General features: G+C 67.1%; 19 protein-coding genes. 6 read left to right on the forward strand and 13 right to left on the reverse strand.

The genetic code is table 11. The features are described from left to right. Positions 1-889: APC family permease (locus UK23_RS36930; RefSeq protein ID WP_045316411.1), on the reverse strand; the 889-nt coding region annotated here is incomplete at its 3' end. A 72-nt stretch (positions 890-961) separates the two neighbouring features. Here UK23_RS36930 and UK23_RS36935 point away from each other — a divergent pair. After that, complete coding sequence (locus UK23_RS36935; RefSeq protein WP_045316412.1) at positions 962-1,756, forward strand: hypothetical protein; 795 nt, start codon at positions 962-964, stop codon at positions 1,754-1,756. On the opposite strand, the gene UK23_RS36940 is transcribed toward UK23_RS36935, so the two are convergent. The 8 genes from UK23_RS36940 to UK23_RS36975 all read right to left on the reverse strand — a co-directional run bounded on the left by UK23_RS36940 (position 1,740) and on the right by UK23_RS36975 (position 10,302). Continuing rightward, complete coding sequence (locus UK23_RS36940; RefSeq protein WP_082115280.1) at positions 1,740-2,963, reverse strand: MFS transporter; 1,224 nt, start codon at positions 2,961-2,963, stop codon at positions 1,740-1,742. The genes UK23_RS36935 and UK23_RS36940 overlap by 17 nt on opposite strands. A 95-nt stretch (positions 2,964-3,058) precedes the next feature. After that, entirely contained in the window at positions 3,059-4,993 is a 1,935-nt protein-coding gene (gene asnB, locus UK23_RS36945; protein ID WP_045316413.1) for an asparagine synthase (glutamine-hydrolyzing), read from the reverse strand. Positions 4,994-5,280: 287 nt separating this feature from the next. Continuing rightward, positions 5,281-5,937, reverse strand: a complete 657-nt coding sequence (pdxH, locus tag UK23_RS36950; RefSeq protein WP_045316414.1) for a pyridoxamine 5'-phosphate oxidase — start codon at positions 5,935-5,937, stop codon at positions 5,281-5,283. A 155-nt stretch (positions 5,938-6,092) separates the two neighbouring features. Further along, complete coding sequence (locus tag UK23_RS36955) at positions 6,093-6,794, reverse strand: urease accessory protein UreD (RefSeq protein WP_045316415.1); 702 nt, start codon at positions 6,792-6,794, stop codon at positions 6,093-6,095. Beyond that, entirely contained in the window at positions 6,791-7,426 is a 636-nt protein-coding gene (ureG, locus tag UK23_RS36960) for an urease accessory protein UreG (RefSeq protein WP_330770538.1), read from the reverse strand. Before ureG ends, UK23_RS36955 begins: the two co-directional genes overlap by 4 nt. Further along, the gene (locus UK23_RS36965) at positions 7,416-8,027 is read right to left on the reverse strand and encodes an urease accessory protein UreF (RefSeq protein ID WP_045316417.1); all 612 of its coding nucleotides are present in this window, start codon (positions 8,025-8,027) and stop codon (positions 7,416-7,418) included. The genes ureG and UK23_RS36965 overlap by 11 nt, the downstream gene beginning before the upstream one ends. Next, on the reverse strand, positions 8,024-9,706 hold the full coding sequence (locus tag UK23_RS36970; RefSeq protein ID WP_045316418.1) for an urease subunit alpha: 1,683 nt from the start codon (positions 9,704-9,706) through the stop codon (positions 8,024-8,026). The genes UK23_RS36965 and UK23_RS36970 overlap by 4 nt, the downstream gene beginning before the upstream one ends. Further along, the gene (locus tag UK23_RS36975; protein WP_045316419.1) at positions 9,703-10,302 is read right to left on the reverse strand and encodes an urease subunit gamma; all 600 of its coding nucleotides are present in this window, start codon (positions 10,300-10,302) and stop codon (positions 9,703-9,705) included. Before UK23_RS36975 ends, UK23_RS36970 begins: the two co-directional genes overlap by 4 nt. A gap of 144 nt (positions 10,303-10,446) precedes the next feature. Here UK23_RS36975 and UK23_RS36980 point away from each other — a divergent pair, with 144 nt between their 5' ends. The 5 genes from UK23_RS36980 (at position 10,447) to serC (ending at position 14,940) form a co-directional block, all read left to right on the forward strand. Beyond that, on the forward strand, positions 10,447-11,271 hold the full coding sequence (locus UK23_RS36980; RefSeq protein WP_156213665.1) for an ABC transporter ATP-binding protein: 825 nt from the start codon (positions 10,447-10,449) through the stop codon (positions 11,269-11,271). Then, positions 11,268-12,068, forward strand: a complete 801-nt coding sequence (locus tag UK23_RS36985) for an ABC transporter permease (RefSeq protein ID WP_045316420.1) — start codon at positions 11,268-11,270, stop codon at positions 12,066-12,068. The genes UK23_RS36980 and UK23_RS36985 overlap by 4 nt, the downstream gene beginning before the upstream one ends. After that, on the forward strand, positions 12,005-13,102 hold the full coding sequence (locus UK23_RS36990; protein ID WP_196778062.1) for a sensor histidine kinase: 1,098 nt from the start codon (positions 12,005-12,007) through the stop codon (positions 13,100-13,102). The genes UK23_RS36985 and UK23_RS36990 overlap by 64 nt, the downstream gene beginning before the upstream one ends. Beyond that, positions 13,099-13,701 carry a response regulator gene (locus UK23_RS36995; protein WP_045316421.1) on the forward strand — a complete coding sequence of 201 codons (603 nt, stop codon included), beginning with the start codon at positions 13,099-13,101 and terminating at the stop codon, positions 13,699-13,701. Before UK23_RS36990 ends, UK23_RS36995 begins: the two co-directional genes overlap by 4 nt. A 111-nt stretch (positions 13,702-13,812) precedes the next feature. Next, positions 13,813-14,940: a phosphoserine transaminase gene (gene serC, locus UK23_RS37000; RefSeq protein WP_045316422.1), complete on the forward strand. Its 1,128-nt coding sequence runs from the start codon at positions 13,813-13,815 to the stop codon at positions 14,938-14,940. Between the two features lie 51 nt (positions 14,941-14,991). Here the strand turns inward: serC and UK23_RS37005 are convergent, their stop codons facing one another. The 4 genes from UK23_RS37005 to UK23_RS37020 are packed head-to-tail and all read right to left on the reverse strand — an operon-like array spanning position 14,992 to position 18,324. After that, positions 14,992-16,104 (reverse strand): ABC transporter permease, encoded by a 1,113-nt coding sequence (locus tag UK23_RS37005; protein ID WP_082115281.1) that lies wholly within the window; start codon positions 16,102-16,104, stop codon positions 14,992-14,994. Between the two features lie 29 nt (positions 16,105-16,133). Next, positions 16,134-16,784 (reverse strand): ABC transporter ATP-binding protein, encoded by a 651-nt coding sequence (locus UK23_RS37010; protein WP_045316424.1) that lies wholly within the window; start codon positions 16,782-16,784, stop codon positions 16,134-16,136. Continuing rightward, positions 16,781-17,833, reverse strand: coding sequence for a peptidoglycan-binding domain-containing protein (locus UK23_RS37015; protein WP_045316425.1), 1,053 nt, complete (start codon positions 17,831-17,833; stop codon positions 16,781-16,783). The genes UK23_RS37010 and UK23_RS37015 overlap by 4 nt, the downstream gene beginning before the upstream one ends. Beyond that, entirely contained in the window at positions 17,830-18,324 is a 495-nt protein-coding gene (locus UK23_RS37020; RefSeq protein WP_045316426.1) for a hypothetical protein, read from the reverse strand. Before UK23_RS37020 ends, UK23_RS37015 begins: the two co-directional genes overlap by 4 nt. Positions 18,325-18,394 lie beyond the last annotated feature (70 nt).

The following is an 18,394-nucleotide window of genomic DNA, read 5'->3' on the forward strand; positions in this document are numbered from 1 at the left end:
ACGGGAACCCCGGCGCGCCAACGGAAATCACCTTCAGCAACGCGCCGCTGCCCGCCTTGGCGAGCTCGTCGGACGGGATCAGCAACGACGACGTGATCGCCACCAGCACGTAGATCGTGGCCGCGATGCCCATGCCCCACAGCATCGCGCGCGGGAAGATCTTGATCGGGTTCTGGCACTCCTCCGCCATGTTCACCGAGTCCTCGAAGCCGACCATCGCGAAGAACGCCAGCGCCGTCGCCGAGGTGACCGCCAGGATCACGCTGGTCCCCGGCGGCGTGTGGATCTCGGTAAGCCGCGAGGGCTCACCGTCGCCGACCGCGATCGCGTACGCGCCGATCAGGATGATGATGATCAGACCGGACAGCTCGATGCAGGTCAGGACCACGTTGGCCTTGACCGACTCGGACACGCCGCGGAAGTTCACGATCGCCAGTGCCGCGATGAAGATCACCGCGATACCCGTGATCACCAGCGACTCCGGGCTCAGCGCGAGGTCGAAGAACTCCACCAGCAGCTGCCGCAGGTAGGTGCGACCGAAGGCGAGCGCCGCCGACGAGGCCGAGGTGATGCCGGAGCACATGACCGCGAACGCGACCATGAACGTCAGGAACTGGATCTTGAACGCTCTGTTCGTGTAGAGCGCGGCACCCGCGGCCTTGGGATACTTCCCCACGAGTTCCAGGTAGCTGAACGCGGTGAGGAACGCGACCACGAACGCGAGCAGGAAGGGCAGCCAGAGTGCGCCGCCGATCTTGCCGGCCACGTTGCCGGTGAGCGCGTAGATTCCGGTTCCGAGGATGTCGCCGACGACGAAGAACAACAGGAGCTTCGGACCGATGGCCCGATGCAGTTCCGGTTGCTCCGTTTGTGGAGTCGCTTCAGCCATGGCCTGGGATTGTGCCCGTTTTGCCCGGCTACCAGCGCGGACACGCACTTACCTCACCCATATGGTGTAGCTATGACACGCACGGTGACCCGCACGGCAACGCTGCTCTTCGCCGCTCTCGCGCTGACCGCCTGCACCTCGGCACCGCAGCAGCAACAGCCCGACCAGTACCGCGACGTGAAGAGCCTCGTGGACGGAGTGTCCAAAGCGGCCAACGAGAAGAAGACCTACCGCTTCACCATCTCGCCGCCGACCGCGGGCGGCGTCACGGCGGCCGCGAACGGCTCGGTGCGCCTCGGTGACGCCCCGAGCCTCGACGCCACCACCAAACGTCCGGTGCAGACCGGCGGCCCGCCGGAGGAACTCCGGTTCGTCTCGACCACATCGGACACCGCGTTCGTGAAGCTGCCGTCCGTTTTCGGTCTGCCGCAAGACAAGCCGTGGCTGAAACTGTCCCGGCAGGACAACGACGACCTCACCAACACGCTGCTGGGCTACCACGACGTGATCTACCAGCAGGCCGTCTTCACCACGTACCACCTGCCGGTCGTCCAGGCGGGAGGCGTGCTCAGGCTGACCGCGAAGGTCGCCGACCGCACCCGCTACTCGATCGCCGTCGACTACCAGAAGGCCTACGACACGCTCACCGACGAGAACCTGCGCAACGAGGTCAAGCTCGCCCTCGACCAGGGCGTCACGAGCTCGGCCGCCGAGATCGAGACCGACAGCAACGGCCTGCCCGCGGGCATCAAGTTCTCCACCCAGTTCCAGAACGCCATGATCGTCGACGAGGCGCGCTTCACCGACTGGGGCTCGGACGTGCAGATCGCCGAACCGAACGCGAACGAGGTCAGCTCGCGGAACTGACCCGGTACCGCCAGATCGCGGGCAGCAGCACCACCATCGTCACGGCGGCGACGATCACCAGCACCCCACCGGCCGTCACCGCCGCAGCCGTGCCGAACGCCGCGCCACCCGTGCCGTGCAACAGGTCCGCGATCCGAGGCCCACCCGCCACGACGACGATGAAGACACCCTGCATCCGGCCGCGCATCTCGTCCGTGGCAGCCGACTGCAGAATCGCCCCGCGGAACGCCATCGACACCATGTCCGCGGCTCCGGCCAACGCCAGGAACGCCGCCGCGACCCACAACGACCCGGCCAGCCCGAAGCCCATGATCGCGAGCCCCCAGCCCACCACGGCCAGCGTCACCGCGACACCGTGCCGCTGCACGTTCGAGATCCACCCGGACGTGAGCCCGCACAGCACCGCACCCACCGGAATCGCGGCGAACAGCACACCGAGCGCGAACCCACCACCAGCCGGGTCGCCGAACGTGTGCTGAGCCATCTCCGGGAACAGCGCCCGCGGCATGCCGAACACCATCGCGATGATGTCCAGCAACATGCTCGCCAGCAGCACCTTCTGCGCCCACAGGTACACGAACCCGTCGAGCACGTCCCGCAGCCCAGCGCGCCGCACCACCCCGTCCAACGGCGGCATCGAAGGCAGCATCCACACCGCGTAGACCGTCACGACCAGCGCGATCGCGTCGACCAGGTACAACGTCGGCAACCCGACGACCGGCATCAACGCCCCGGCCAGCAACGGCCCGAGCACCGCACCGAACTGCATGACCGTCGACCCCAGCGCCCCGGCCGCCGGCAACAACTCGGCCGGCACCAGCCGCGCGATCGACGCCTGCCGAGCCGGCGCGTTGGCCGCGAAGAACACCTGCTGCAACCCCAGCAGCGCGATCACCAGCCACACCGAGCCGATGTTCATCGCCGCCTGCGCCCACAACAACACCGACGACACGGCGATACCGGTGTTCGTGACGAGCAGCAGCTTCCGCCGGTCCACGGTGTCCGCGATGGCCCCGCCCCACAGCCCGAACACGAGCAGCGGCACCAACGCCACACCAGCGGCAATACCGACCCAGGCCGACGACCCGGTGAGGTCGTACACCTGCTTGGGCACGGCAACGGCGGTGAGCTGAGAGCCCACCGCCGTGACGATCGTGGACAGCCACAACCGGCGATACGCGACGATCTTCAACGGTCGAGTGTCGATCACGAACGTCGAGCGCGCGCTTCTCCCCACAGTGGCCACATCGTTAGCCTATGACAACTAACAAGTCCTTTACGTGAATGTGTCGCCAACACCACTCAGAGACGGACGGGGTACACCGGCTCCGGCACCTTGGGGCTGATCCGCCCCTCGACGAAGATCCCGTGCCAGATCATGAAGCACAGCACCGACCACAGTTGCCGGCTCCGGTCGAACTGCTCCGACTTGTGCTCCGCGAGCAACTCCAGCACCGCGTTCTTGTCCAGCAGGTGCCCGGTCTGCGAGTCCGCGATGATCCCGCGCGCCCAGTCGTACATCTCGGCCCGCAACCAGTGCCGAATGGGAACCGGGAACCCGAGCTTCGGCCGGTTCAGCACGTGCGCCGGAATGATCTTCGCCAACGCCTTCCGCAGCGCGTACTTCGTCGTGCCTTCCGTCAGCTTCTGGTCCAACGGCACCTCGGCCGCGACCTTGAAGACCTCGGGATCCAGGAACGGCACCCGCAACTCGATCGAGTTGGCCATCGTCACCTTGTCCGCCTTGACCAAGATGTCGCCGCGCAGCCACGTGTACAGGTCGATGTGCTGCATCCGCGCCACCGGATCCCAGCCCTCGGACTCCCGGTACCAAGGCGCCGTGACGTCCTGGAACCCGATTCCTTCGACGTACCCCGGGAACACCGCACGCACCTGCGCGTCACTGAAGTTGCGCGCGTTCCCGTAGTACCGCTCCTCCAACTTCAACGCCCCGCGCCTGAGAAGATCCTTGCCCCGCACGCCTTCCGGAATACTTTTGGACACCGCGCCCATCAGCTTCCGCACGCCGCCGGGCACCTTCTCGAACGGCGACAACGAAAGCGGCTCGTGGTAGATCACGTACCCGCCGAACAGCTCGTCCGCACCCTCCCCGGACAACACCGCCTTGACGTACTTCCGCGCCTCCCGCGCGATGAACCACAACGGCACCAACGCGGGGTCCGCCACCGGATCATCCAAGTACCAGATGATCAGCGGCAGCTCTTCCATCATCTCGTCCGGCGAGACCGTCCGCACCACATGCCGCACCCCGATGGCAGCCGCCGTCTCAGCGGCCACATCCACCTCGGAGTACCCCTCACGATCAAACCCACTGGTGAAGGCGATCAAGTTCGGGTTGTGCAACTTCGCCAACGTAGCCGTGGCCGTCGAGTCGATCCCGCCCGACAGGAACGCCCCGACCGTCACATCGGGGTCCGAGATCATGTGCTTGGCCACCGAGTCCCGCATGACCTCGGCAATCCGCTCGTGCAACGCCTCGGCCTCGTGCTCACCGTTCACCGGACGCGGCGCGAACACGGGCTTGAAGTACCGGTTGAACAGCACCTGCCCACCCGGCGACACCTTGAACGACGTCCCGGACTCGACCCTCCGAATCGCCTTGTGCAACGACTCGGGCTCCGGCACGTACTGCAACACCAAATAATGCTGCAACGCCGTCTGGTCCAACTCCTGCGAGATCCCCAGCACCCCGGTCAGCTGCAACAGCGACTTCTTCTCCGACGAGAACGCCACCCCACCAGGCCCGGACGCCCAGTACAACGGCTTGATCCCAAACGGATCCCGCGCGCCGAAAACGACCCGCTCCTGCGCGTCCCAGATCATGAACGCGAACATCCCGCGAAGCTTCTTGACCCAGTCGGCACCCTTGTAGTGGTACCCGGCAACGATGGCCTCTCCGTCACCTTCCGTCTTGAACTGGGCGCCGAAGTGCATGGCCAACTCGGCCCGCAACTCCTTGTAGTTGTAGATCTCGCCGTTGAAGTTCAGCGTGTACCGAGTCGGGTTCTCCGGCGGCCCCCACACCAACGGCTGGTGGCTGTGGTCCAAGTCGATGAACCCGAGCCGGTTGAACCCGTACACGACCTCGGCATCGGCCCACGTGTCCTGCTCGTCGGGCCCCCGATGCCGCTGACACCGCAACGCCGCAGCCACGTTCCCCCGCGCGGAGGCCGCAGCAGCCTCGGTAGAACAGATGAGTCCGAGCACTCCGCACACGTGAATCCGCACCTCGTAGCTAGCTGTTGCCGAAATCCCAGTATGCCCGCACCAAATCCGGACACTTCTCCCAGCCTGAGGACGCGCAACCCCCGGGTCGGGTTCCCAGCGGCCAGGTTGGCGGTAGTTACAGGCGGTTCGATCATGAGTTGGCGGTACTTGCAGACGCCAAATCGCCCCGCGCCGACGGAACCGGTGCGCGCACCGAAGACGCAAAAAGGGGCGCCTCCCGCCCACAGGAAGCGCCCCATCGCAAAAGCCTCAACCAACCAAGCCAGGACCAGCAGTTACGGAGCTACTCGCTCCACATTCCACCCGTCCCGCCCCAATCGGAACCTCAACCGGTCATGCATCCGATCCCGCCGCCCCTGCCAGAACTCGACCTCCTCAGGCCGAATCCTCCACCCACCCCAGTGCGGCGGCACCGGAATCTTCTCCGTGTCCGCAAACTGCCGCTCGATCTTGTGCAGCGCGGAATCCAAAGTGGACCGCCCGCTCACCACCCGGGACTGCGGCGAAGCCCAAGCCCCGATCTGAGACCCACGAGGCCGCGAGTTCCAGTACTCAGCGGTCTCAACGGGCCCGACCTTCTCCACCACGCCACGCACGTGCGCCTGCCGCTGCATCGCGAACCACGGGAACGTGGAGGACGCGAACCGAGTCGCCATCAGGTCGTGCGACTTGTTCGACGTGTAGTTCGTGAAGAACACCACGCCACGAGCGTCAAGGCCCTTCAACAACACCGTCCGCGACGACGGACGCCCCTTGGTGTCGGTTGTCGCCAGCACCATCGCATTGGGCTCGGGCAGCCCGGCATTGGTCGCGGCGTCCAACCACAACTGGAGCTGTTCATGCCAAGTGGCGGCAAGCTCCGACTCGCTCAGCGAGCCCTGCTCGTATGACACGCGCATCGCCGGTAGCGCGATGTTCGTGGTCTCCGTCATCGGCGAACCTCCAAGCAGCGGCAGAACTCGTGGTCCCTGGACCCGCGACCATACGCACGGCGAACGAATGGCGAAACCGCCTGCGTGGTGATGACCACCACCTGAACGGTGACTGTCCGTACAAAGAACAGTTCTGGATCGAATTCGTGATCGAGTCAGATGGCATCGAGCACACGTGTGACCGTGACCACGTCATCACCCAGTGCGGTGGCAAGGGTTCCGCCCGCTGCCAACGGAACGACGTTCCACCACTCCCCGCCACCCGACGCCCGCGGGACCGCGTCCAACATCAACGACGTGCCGACGACCCGCTTGCCGGCGAGTCCCGCACTCGAACGATCAACCGCCGGCGAGCCGACGACGAGCTGTTGGTGCAACAACGGCCTGCCGCAACGGGTTGCACGCACCAAGGTGGAAAGAACACCGCCAGGCTCCCCCGCGCGGCCGAGCACCAGAACCTCGCGCAACGACAACTCTGCGTGACTGTCCAATTCGGCCTCCACCACTGCGGTGTGGTCCGCACGCCGAGTCACCACGGTCGGCTCTGGCAGGTATCGGACAGTGCCCTCCACGGAAAACCGCACCGAGGAAAAAGACGGCAAACCGGTCGGGCCGGGCAGCATCAGCGTCGCCGCCACGCCGCGTAGATCAAGTGAGGCTCCAGGCCCGACTTCGACTGTCAGCTCAAGTGAGTCTCCACCGAGCGGAGACGTCACCGAGCTCACGAGGTGCACCAGCGCGACAGCACCGACCCGTCGCGCAGGCACCAGTGTCAACGGCGACTGCGACCGCAGGACCCGCACGACGCTGTTGCCGTGCGAGTCCAACGCCACCACCAACCGCGCGGAAGCCTTCACAGCTGTTCAAGCACCCACTTGGCGACCTCGGGCGCTTCCGGCGTCTCCACCAGGGACTGGGCGATCACCGGCAACGAGCCGCGCATCCGGTGCGCGTCCGAGATCATCACGTCCATGTCCGCGCCGACGTAGGGCGCCAGGTCGATCTTGTTGATCACCAGCAGATCCGCGGTCGTGACACCCGGACCGCCCTTGCGCGGCACCTTGTCCCCGCCGGCCACGTCGACGACGAAGATCTGCCTGTCGACCAGCCCGCGCGAGAACACCGCGGTCAGGTTGTCCCCACCGCTCTCGATGATCACCAGGTCCAACCCGGAGAACCGGTGTTCCAGGCGCTCGACCGCGTCCAGGTTCGCCGTGATGTCGTCACGAATCGCCGTGTGCGGACAACATCCCGTCTGCACCGCCTCGATCCGCGACGGGTCCAGCACCCCGGCTCGACGCAGGAAATCGGCGTCCTCGGTCGTGTAGATGTCGTTGGTGACGACCGCCAACTCCAGCTGCGACCCCAGCGCACGGCACAGCGCCGCGGTCAGCGCGGTCTTGCCGCTGCCGACCGGGCCGCCGATGCCGATGCGCGGCGCGGATCCGTGGTGGTGGTCGTGCGGGTCGGGCCCGTGATTAGCTCCCAAAGAGACGCACCCCTTCACGTCGAACATGTGCCTCGGCAAGGAGATCCAAGGCAGGTGAACCGAGCGCGGGCAGTTCCTTGCACGCCCGCGCAGCAACTTCCTCGACGTCGAGAGAAGCCACGATCGCGTTGACCCCGAACGGGTCGAGTCCGAGCAGCCGCACCGCTGCGGAAGCCGGGCCGCTGACAGACAGATATGCGCAGGTCAGTGCGGCTTCAAAAGCATCACCGACCAGCACTCCGATCACCAGCGGCTGGTGCGGATCCCGAGGCAGCGCCGACAGCCGCTCGGAGGGCCAGGCCCGCCGGGCCGCCCGCAACATCCCTCGCCCCTGCGCTCGCGAAGCCTCGCGCTGAGCAGGCGACGGCGTCCGCGCGTCCAACTCGGCATCCAGCTCGGCAAGATCCTCACCACGAGCCGCCGCGGCCGCGAACCCGGCCGCCAGCAACCCGGCGGTCAGCAAACGCCCGTGCAGGAACGACTCCAGCGACGGCTCGTCCACGACCAACCCACGCGCGGCAGCCTCCTCGAGGCCACCGGAGTGCACGTGTCCGCCACCCGGGAACCGGGAGTCGGCGAGGATCAGCGCGGTCAGCATCAGAACAGGAAATACCGTTGGGCCATCGGCAACTCGGACACCGGCGAAGGCTCCACCAGATCGCCGTCGACGTGCACGGCGAAGCTGTCCGGATCCACCCGCACGTCCGGCATAGCGTCGTTCAGCACCATGTCCGCCTTGGTGACCGAACGGGTGCTCTCGACAGCCAGAACCCGCCGCGCATAACGCGAGTCGATCCCGGCCTCGATTGCCTCAGGCGAAACGAAGAACACGCTGGAAGCCGCCCCAGCAGTCGCACCGAACATCGGCCGCGCCCACACCGGCTGCGGCGTCGGGATCGAGGCGTTGGCGTCACCCATCGCACCCCACGCGATGAACCCGCCCTTCAGCACCACCGACGGCCGCACGCCGAAGAACTTGGGCTCCCACAACACCAGATCGGCGAGCTTCCCGACCTCGACCGACCCGACCTCGGACGCGATCCCGTGCGCCACCGCAGGGTTGATCGTGTACTTCGCGACGTACCGCCGTGCCCGCAGGTTGGCGTCCATCGAACGACGTGACTGCATCACGTGCGCGGTCTGCCAGGTCCGGATGATCACCTCGCCGACCCGCCCCATCGCCTGGGAGTCAGAGCTGATCATCGAGATCGCGCCCAGGTCGTGCAGCAGGTCCTCGGCCGCGATCGTGGTCGGCCTGATCCGCGACTCCGCGAACGCCAGGTCCTCCGGCACGGACGGGTTGAGGTGGTGGCACACCATCAGCATGTCGAGGTGTTCTTCGAGCGTGTTGACGGTGTGCGGGCGCGTCGGGTTGGTCGACGACGGCAGCACGTTCGGCAGCGAGACCACCCGGATGATGTCCGGCGCGTGCCCGCCACCGGCACCCTCGGAGTGGTAGGCGTTGATCGAGCGACCGGCGATGGCGTCCACAGTGGACTCGAGGAACCCGGCCTCGTTCAACGTGTCCGTGTGGATCGCCACCTGCACCCCGGACTCGTCCGCGACCCGCAGGCACGCGTCGATCGCGGCCGGCGTCGTACCCCAGTCCTCGTGCAGCTTGAACCCACCCGCGCCGCCGGCCAGTTGCTCGCGCAGGCCCTCTTCGGAGACCGTGTTCCCCTTGCCCAGCAACAGAACGTTGATCGGCATGTGGTCCATCGACGTCAGCATGCGGTCGAGGTACCACGCGCCCGGCGTCACGGTCGTGGCCTTGGTGCCCTCCGCCGGTCCGGTGCCGCCGCCGATCAACGTGGTGAGGCCAGAAGCCAAGGCCTCGTCCACGATCTGCGGGCAGATGAAGTGCACGTGGCAGTCGATGCCGCCCGCGGTCAGGATCTTCCCGTTGCCGGACAGGATCTCCGTCGACGGCCCGATGACCAGCGACGGGTGCACCCCGTCCATCGTGTCCGGGTTGCCCGCCTTGCCGATCGCGACGATCCGCCCGTCCCGCACGCCGACGTCGGCCTTGACGACACCCCAGTGGTCGAGGATCACCGCACCGGTGATGACCAGGTCGGGAGCACCCTCGGCACGGGTCGCGATCCCCTGCCCCATCGACTCGCGGATCACCTTGCCGCCGCCGAAGATGACCTCGTCACCCGACCCGGCGCCGCGACTCAGATCCTCGGTGACCTCGATGAACAGGTCGGTGTCGGCGAGCCGGATCCGGTCGCCGACCGTCGGCCCGAGCAGTTCGGCGTAGCGCTCGCGGTCGATCATCGCTGCAACCCCCGGACAATCCTCAAGCCTGCCAACGGAACCAGCGTGACTTCGCGCTCGACACCAGGCTCGAACCGCACCGCCGTGCCAGCAGGGATGTCGAGCCGGTAGCCGAACGCGGCCTCGCGGTCGAAGTCCAGCCCCGCGTTGACCGAGGCGAAGTGGAAGTGCGACCCGACCTGAACAGGCCGGTCAGCGACGTTCACGACGACCATGGAGATGCGCGGCCGTCCCGGATTGAGCTCGACGGGCTCGGAGCCGACGACCACCTCACCCGGCGCCGGACCGGCGGAGGGCGCGATCGGGTGGTGCACGGTGACGAGCTTCGTGCCGTCCGGGAACGTCCCCTCGACCTGCACCGAGTCGATCATCTCCGGCACCCCGCGCATGACCTGCTCCGGCGCGAGCACGGTGCGTCCGCTCTCCATGAGCTCGCTGACCGTGCGACCGTCCCGCGCGCCCTCCAGCACGTGGTCGGTGATCAACGCGACGGCCTCGGGGTAGTTCAGCAGCACCCCGCGTTCGAGACGGCGCCGGGCCACGTCGGCGGCGACGTGCACGAGGAGCTTGTCGCGTTCATGCGGCGTCAGATGCACTCAGCCGTTCTATCACCCGAAAGGCCGATACCGCAGAGTGGAAACACGGCCGAAACACGGCCGCGTGTCCACCGGTCGGTTGACAACCGGAGTCAGCGGTGCGGTCGTCCCGGAGATCACCCTCGAAACAGCAGGATTTTCCCCATGAACGCGATTCGAGTGAGGGGCCTCCAGAAGGCCTACAAGGGCCACCAGGCGGTGGCAGGGGTGGACCTCGACGTCGCACGGGGCGAGGTCTTCGCGGTCCTCGGACCGAACGGGGCGGGCAAGACGACGACGGTGGAGATCCTGGAGGCGCACCGCGACCGGGATGCCGGCGAGGTGAGCGTGCTGGGCGTCGACCCGGCCAAGGCCGACCGGTTGTGGCGCTCGAGGCTCGGCATCGTCCTGCAGAGCGCGACGGACGCCGCCACGCTCACGGTCAACGAGGCCGTGCGCCACTACGCCAAGTACTACGCGAACCCGCGTGACCCGGAGGAGGTCATCGACCTCGTCGGGCTCACCGAGAAGGCGAAGTCCCGCGCCGGCACGCTCTCCGGTGGCCAGCGCCGCCGGCTCGACGTGGCGCTCGGCATCATCGGACGCCCGGAACTGGTGTTCCTGGACGAGCCGACCACGGGCTTCGACCCCGAGGCGCGCCGCCAGTTCTGGGGCCTGATCAAGCTGCTGGCCGCAGAGGGCACCACGATCCTGCTGACCACGCACTACCTGGACGAGGCCGAGGCGCTCGCCGACCGGGTGGCGGTGCTGGCGGGGGGCCGCATCGTCGCCGAGGGCACGCCGCAGACGTTGAACGGCCGCGCCCACGCCGACGCCACCGTGCGCTGGCTGTCCGACCGCGGCTACCAGGAGATCAAGACCTCCGAGCCCACCAAGGTGATCGTCGAGCTGTCCAAGCAGGGCGAGCTCGCCGAACTCACCGTCACCCGCCCGTCGCTGGAAGACATCTACCTGGAGCTGATCAAATGACCACCGCGGCTGCCCTGCCCGGAACCCTTTCGCTCGGTCTCTCGAGGGGTGCGACCGAGCTGCGGGAGTTCTTCCGGCAGAAGGAAAACCTCATCTTCACCGTGTCGCTGCCCGCGATCCTGATGCTGCTGCTCGGCACGGTCTACGTGCACGAGGCCGCGGCCGGGCAGATGTTCGCGGCCAGCATGATCGGCGCCGGCATCATCTCGACCTCGTTCGTCGGACTCGGCATCAGCGTCGTGGCCGACCGCGAGGACGGCACGTTGAAACGACTGCGCGGCACGCCGATGCCGTTCACGTCCTACTTCATCGGCAAGATCATCCTGGTCTTCGTGTCGAGTCTCTTCGAGGCCGCGCTGCTGATGGTCGTCGCGATGCTGAAGTTCGACGTCGAGCTGCCCTCGACGGCCGAGAAGTGGTTCACGTTCGGCTGGGTGTTCACCCTGGGCGTGATCTCGTGCTCGCTGATCGGCGTCGGGCTCAGCTCGATCGCCAAGACCACCCGCAACGCCGCCGGCGTGCTGAACCTGCCGTACATCGTGCTGCAGTTCCTGTCGGGTGTTTTCATCAGCCAGGCGGTGCTGCCGGACTCCCTGCGGATCACGGGTTCGCTCTTCCCGCTCAAGTGGGTGTGTCAGGGTTTCCGCTCGGTGTTCGCACTGAACGACGGTTACGCGGCGATGGAGGCGGCGGGATCATGGGAGCTGGGCAAGATCGCGCTGGTGCTCGGTGCGTGGACGATCGCGGGTCTGCTGCTCGTGTCACGGACGTTCCGCTGGACCAACGCTCACAACTGATCGCCTGGTACGTGCTGTTCGCGGTCACCCAGACCACCGCGCTGGTGATCGTGCTGTTCGACGGCAACCCGCTCACCGACCGCCTGTCGGCAGCGGGTCTGCTCGTGCTCAACGGACTCTTCTTCATCTTCTACGGGCGGCGCCTCGTCGAGCGAAGCCTCGACGACTGGCGCGGGTTCGTCTACGCGGCGGGCTCGCTCGCGATGTTCGCGCCCGCCGTGTGGTTCAGCGGCTCGGCGACGTTCGCGCTGTTCGGCCTGGTGCCGCAGATCTACATGATGCTGCCGATCTGGTGGGCGTTCGTGCCGATGGTGTTGTTCGTCTGCACCCCGCAGATCCTCACCTACGCGGCGGGGATGGAGCCGTCGCTGCCCTGGCCGGCGGCGTTGCTGATCATCGGTTTCTCCCAGGCGTTCGGCTGGGCGATCAGCCGCATCGCCGACCAGAGCAAGCAGCGCGGCGAGTTGCTCGAACGGATCGAGGCGCTGACCATCGAGGCCGAACGGGCGCGGTGGTCGGCGGACATCCACGACACGCTGGCGCAGGGCTTCACGTCGATCATCACGCTGCTGCAGGGCGCGCAGCCGAACGTGGAGCTGGCATTGCAGACCGCGCGGGAGAACCTCCGCGAGGCACGGGCACTGGTGGCGTCCAACGCACCGTCGCCTTTGGACGGTTCGTCTCTGGAAGACGCGTTGCGACGGTTGGTCTCCGGGGTCTCGCTGCCGTCGTCGTTCCGGGTGATCGGTGATCCGGTGGCGCTGCAGACCTCGGTCGACGTGGTGTTGCTGCGGACCGTGCAGGAGGCGTTGAACAACGTCGCCCGGCATTCCGGTGCCTCGCGGGTCGACGTTGTGATGAGGTTCGACTCCGATGGTGTCTCGCTGGAGGTGCGCGACGACGGGCGCGGCTTCGGAGACGCTTTGGAAGGCTTCGGACTGCGGGGCATGCGAGCCCGGCTGGAACAGGTTGGCGGGAGGCTCTCCCTGTCTTCGGACGAGGGGGCGTCGGTGCTGGTGGAGGTGCCGCTGTGATCAGGATTCTGCTGGTGGACGACCACCCCGTGGTGCGTCAGGGGCTGAAGGGCATGCTCGTCGCCGACGATCTCGAGGTCGTCGGCGACGCCGGGTCGGGAGCCGAGGCGATCACTCAAGCCGCCTTGCTGAAGCCGGACGTCGTGCTGATGGACCTGCGAATGCCCGAAATGGACGGTGTGGCGGCAACCGCGAAGATCGTCGGAACCGGCCCGCGAGTGCTGGTCCTGACGACGTACGAGACCGATTCGGACATTCTTCGCGCGGTCGAGGCAGGCGCGTCCGGCTACCTGCTGAAGGACTCGACCACCGAGGACCTGATCGCGGCGATCCGGGCGGCGTCGCGCGGCGAGACCGTGCTGGCGCCGTCGATGGTCGCGAAGGTCGTCGGGCAGGTGCGCACGCCGCCGCTGTCCGCGCGCGAGGCCGAGGTGTTGAAGCTGGTCGCGAAGGGCATGTCGAACGTCGAGATCGGACGGACGCTGTTCATTTCGGAGGCGACCGTGAAGACTCACCTGCTGCGGGTGTTCAACAAGCTGGGTGTCTCGGACCGCACCGCGGCGGTCACGACGGCGATGGATCGCGGCATGTTGCAGTGACCCATGACACCCGGCTGACATCTCCCGGCTACCCGCCTGCAACACTGTGAGCTCCGGCAACGGCGCCGGTCAGGTCCACTTCAAGTCCGATCGCCCCGGAGGCGTGACCACATGACCCAGACCGCCGATCCGACCTCGTTGGTGCTTCCCGCCGAGCTCAAGCCGTCCGACGGCCGCTTCGGCTGCGGACCGTCCAAGGTGCGTCCCGAGGCCGTTGCGGCCCTCGCGTCCGAGGGTGCCGCGCTGCTCGGCACCTCGCACCGGCAGAAGCCCGTCAAGAACCTCGTCGGCCGCGTCCGCTCCGGACTGCGCGAGCTCTTCCAGCTCCCGGACGGCTACGAGGTCGTGCTGGGCAACGGCGGCACCACGGCGTTCTGGGACGCGGCCTCCTTCGGCCTGGTTCGCGAGACCGCTCAGCACTTCACCAACGGCGAGTTCTCGAGCAAGTTCGCCAAGGTCACGCAGACCGCGCCGTTCCTGAAGGACTCGCTGGTCACCAAGGCCGAGCCGGGCACCGCGCCCGAGCTCTTCTACGCCGAGGGCGCCGACCTGGTGGGCTGGGCGCAGAACGAGACCTCGACCGGTGTGGCGATGCCCGTCACCCGCATCGAGGGTTCCGGCGACGCGCTGATCGCGATCGACGCCACGTCCGGTGCCGGCGGCCTGCCGGTCAAGGCCGAGGACTTCGACGTCTACTACTTCGCGCCGCAGAAGTCGTTCGCGAGCGACGGCGGCCTGTGGCTCGCGCTGATGTCGCCCGCCGCGCTGGCCCGCGTCGAGGAGCTCAAGGACCGCTGGGTGCCGGAGTTCCTGTCGCTGCCGACCGCGCTCGACAACTCGACCAAGGACCAGACGTACAACACGCCGTCGGTCGCCACGCTCTTCCTGCTGGCGCACCAGATCGACTGGATCAACGGCAACGGTGGCCTGGACTGGTCGGTCGCGCGCACGAAGGACAGCAGCGACCGCCTGTACTCGTGGGCTGAGAAGACCGCCTACACCACGCCGTACGTGGAGAAGGCCGCTGACCGCTCGCAGGTCGTCGGCACGATCAACTTCTCCGACGACGTGGACGCGGCCGTCGTGGCGAAGGTGTTGCGCGCCAACGGCATCGTCGACGTCGAGCCGTACCGCAAGCTCGGCAAGAACCAGCTGCGCGTCGCGATGTTCCCGGCCGTCGAGCCGAACGACATCACGATCCTCACGCAGGCGATCGACTGGGTCGTCGGCCAGCTGTAGAGAAGCGCACCTGGGGTGCACCGAACGAGTTCTCGGTGCACCCCAGGGCTTTCAGGCAAGCGCTTCGGTCGGCGACTGACGTGCCGCCCGCACCGCCGGGTAAACGCCGGCGATGGCGCCGATGATGATCGCCGAGCCCACTCCCCCGAGCAGGGCCGGCCACGGCAGTGCCGCGGGCCATTGCTGACTGATCGAATATCCGGCCGTGACCGCGATTCCGACGATCACGCCGACCAGCCCGCCGAGGCCGGACAGCAACACCGACTCGGTGAGGAACTGCCACCTGATCTGCCGCCGGGTCGCCCCGAGCGCCCGCCGCAGACCGATCTCCCTGCGCCGTTCCAGCACCGAGATCACCATCGTGTTCGCCACGCCGACGCCTCCTACCAACAACGCGACTCCGCCCAATCCCAGGAACAGCGCGTTGTAGGAGCTCTCCGCCAACTGCTGGGCTTCCAGGGCCTCGGACGGCCTGGAAACCTTGACCTCGTTGGACTTCTGCGGGTTCAGCGTCGGACCGAGCAACTGGCGGACGTTCTCGACCTCGGTCTCGGTCGTGCGCACGTAGACGGTGTTGGCGTTGCCCTCGAACCCGAACGCCTCCTTCGCCGCCTCCCAGCCGATCAGCGCGGACCTGTCGATCTCCGGCGACAGCGGCAACGGCCCGAGAATGCCGACCACGGTGAACCACTGGCCGTCGATCCACAGCTGCACACCCGGCTTGTCGACGCCCAGACGCGAAGCCGCGGTGCCCCCGAGCACCACCGACTTCTCGCCCGGCGACAGCCACCGGCCGGCGCGGACCTCGGCGTTCAGCACCTTCAACAGGTCCTTCTCCGCGGCCTGCACCTGAAGCCCGAGTGTGTCGCTCGACGGCACGAGGTCGTTCTTGCGCACGTTCGCGGAGATCTTGCCGGTGGCGCTCGCGGCCGACACCGCGCCGATCCGCTTGGCCATCGGCACCGCGGTCTCCGGCAGCTTCGCGTCCTGGCCGAGGAAGTCCTGGCCGGGTGCCGCGGTCAGGAGGTTGGTGCCCAGCTTGGACATCTTCTCCTTCAACGCGGCGGCGCTGGAGGCCGGAATGCCGACCACCGCCACCACCGCGGCGATGCCGATCGCGATGCCCAGTGCGGACAGGACGGCGCGGATCGGGCGGGTCCGCATGCCGAAGAAGCCGAGACGCAGCAAGTCGATCACACAATCACTCCGTCCCGCACCTCGACGCGTCGTGGCGCCCACGCCGCGATGTCCCGGTCGTGCGTGATGAGCACGACCGTCGTGCCGTCGGAGTTGAGGCTCTCCAACAACTCCAGCACGCCCGCGCCGTTCTGCGTGTCCAGGTTTCCGGTCGGCTCGTCCGCCAGCAGGATCCCCGGCGTGTTCACCACGGCACGTGCGATCGCGACGCGTTGACGTTCACCACCGGACAGCTCGTGCGGCTTGTGCAGCGCACGATGCAGCAACCCGACTCTGTCCAAAGCGGACATCGCGAGAGCACGCCGTTTCGAGCGCGGCACCCCGGCGTAGACGAGCCCGGACGCCACGTTCTCGATCGCGGACAGGCCTTCTGTGAGGAAGAACTGCTGGAACACGAACCCGATCGTGCGCGCCCGCAGTGCCGACAAGGCGTTGTCGGACAAGGTGGAGATGTCGTTGCCGTCGATCTCGACCTTGCCGGTGGTCGGCTTGTCGAGCGTGCCCATGAGGTGCAGCAGCGTCGACTTCCCCGAGCCGGACGGGCCGACGATCGCGAGCATCTCGCCGCCCCCGACGGTCAGGGAGACGTCGCGCAACGCCTGCACGCCACCGGGATACGTGCGGCTCGCGTGGTCGACGGTGATCACTCGGTGGTCACCACCTTCAGGCCCTCGCGCAGGCCGTCGCCCTTCACCTCGACCTGTCCCTTGGCGAAGATCCCGACCGTGACCGGGATTGTCCTACCGTCCTCGGTGACGACGCCGTAGCCGCCTTCCTTCAACGCGAGCAGCGCACCGACCGGGACCGCGAGCACGTTCTCCTTCTTGCTCACCGTGAACAGGGCGTTGACGCTGCCGGTGTCGACGCCCTCTACGGCCTTGGGGTCGTCGACGGCGATCGTCAGCACGATCTTGGGCTTCTGGCCCTGGTTCGAGTCGCCCGCGGTGCGGGTGATGCCGGTGATGGTGCCCGTGGTGGGCTTGCCGCCGGTGATCGACAGCTCGACCTTCTCGCCCTGCTTCGCGAGGCGTTGCTTGGACTGCTCCAGTTCGACGGTCACCGCTCGTTCGGTGCCGGTGACCTTCATCAGGTCGCCGCCTGCGGGTGCGCCGAGCTGGGCGGCGATCGACGACACGCGGATCGCGCCGGGCTGGATGATCACGTCACCCTGGCCGAGCTTTCCGTTCTGCTCCAGGCCGTTCGCCTTCTGCCACTTCTTCAGCGCGGAGGCCGTGTAGGAGGTGAACTTCTCGTCGGGGGTGCCGAAGTCCTTGTACCCCAAGGCGGCGAGGTTCTCCTCGACTTCTTTGACGTCGGGGCCGTTCGACATGCCCGCTTCCAGATCGCGGTAGAGCGGCATCTGGCCGTAGAACAGCGGCACAGGCTTGGCATCCGCCCAGAACACCGGTTTGCCCTGCTCGATGACGTCACCCTGTTTCGGCAGCCCGGTGATGGTGCCACTTTTCCGCGACGCCAGGCCTCGTTCCGCGCCGAAGCCGAGCTGGCCGGTCATCGACTGCTGGTCGGCCAGGTTCGTCTTCTTCACCGGCGCGGTCTTCGCCGGGTCGTTCTGCAACGGCGCGGCGTTGGCCTGGTTCGACGCGATTCTCGTGAGCACCACGACCCCACCGGTGCCGAGCACCACCGCGGCGACGAGGGCGGCGATGAGGAACTTCCTGTTCACGCGGCGTCTCATCCGGCCCTCCGCGAGGTGGCGAAGCCCTCCATGCCGCAGTCCTTCATGTCCTGCTTGACCTTGTCGTCCTCCATGTCCGGCAGCTCGATCGACTCGGCCATGCCGCCGCCCTCGAACTTCGGGTCGGGCCAGTTGTAACCCTTGTCCCGCATGCACTTCGCCTGCTGACGGATCTTGTCCTGTTCCTCGGGCGACGGTGGCTTGTACTCGCCGCCGTTCTCCATGTACTGCTTGCAGGCCTCGTGCGCGGCGTTCATCTTCTCCATGTCGGGCGCGGCGTTTTCGCCGTCGCCCGGCGCGGCCTCGAACACGAAGCCGCCGCCTTCGCCCTCCTTCGGATCCGGCATGTTGATGCCGTGCTCCCGCATGCACTGGGCGAGCTTGATCGGGTCGCCCTTCTTGTCCTGGCCGGCGTCGTTCGGCTGCTCTTTGGACCCGCAGGCGGTGAGCGCCATGAGCAGGGCCAGCAGCACTGCGATGGTGGATTTCACGGTGACAGGTCTACGGAGATCGTCATTCGACGGCGTTAAGCGAAAGCCTTTATCCGGCGCTTATCTCGGC

This window comes from Lentzea aerocolonigenes, assembly GCF_000955955.1.
Classification (GTDB): domain Bacteria; phylum Actinomycetota; class Actinomycetes; order Mycobacteriales; family Pseudonocardiaceae; genus Lentzea; species Lentzea aerocolonigenes_A.